Origin of the sequence: Gemmiger formicilis (assembly GCF_016901605.1) — a bacterium.
Classification (GTDB): domain Bacteria; phylum Bacillota; class Clostridia; order Oscillospirales; family Ruminococcaceae; genus Gemmiger; species Gemmiger formicilis_B.
Genome location: NZ_JACJKP010000652.1, coordinates 1 through 254 on the forward strand (window position 1 = coordinate 1; position 254 = coordinate 254).

The 254-nt window shown below is 59.8% G+C and carries 1 protein-coding gene; it reads left to right on the plus strand.

Annotated elements, in window-relative coordinates:
- The coding region (locus H6B10_RS16320; protein WP_204652459.1) for an iron-containing alcohol dehydrogenase at positions 1-254 on the plus strand (254 nt) is incomplete at both ends.

Sequence of the window (254 nt, forward strand, 5' to 3'; positions counted from 1 at the left end):
GCTTATGCCCTCTACAGCGACATCAAACCCAACCCCACCATCCAGAATGTGCAGGACGGCGTAGCCGCTTTCAAGGCCGCCGAAGCGGACTGCATCGTGACCATCGGCGGCGGTTCCTCCATGGACACTGCCAAAGCCATCGGCATCATCATCAATAACCCTGAATTTGCCGATGTGCGCAGCCTGGAAGGCGTGGCGCCCACCAAGAAGCATGCAGTGTTCACCATCGCAGTGCCCACCACTGCCGGTACCGC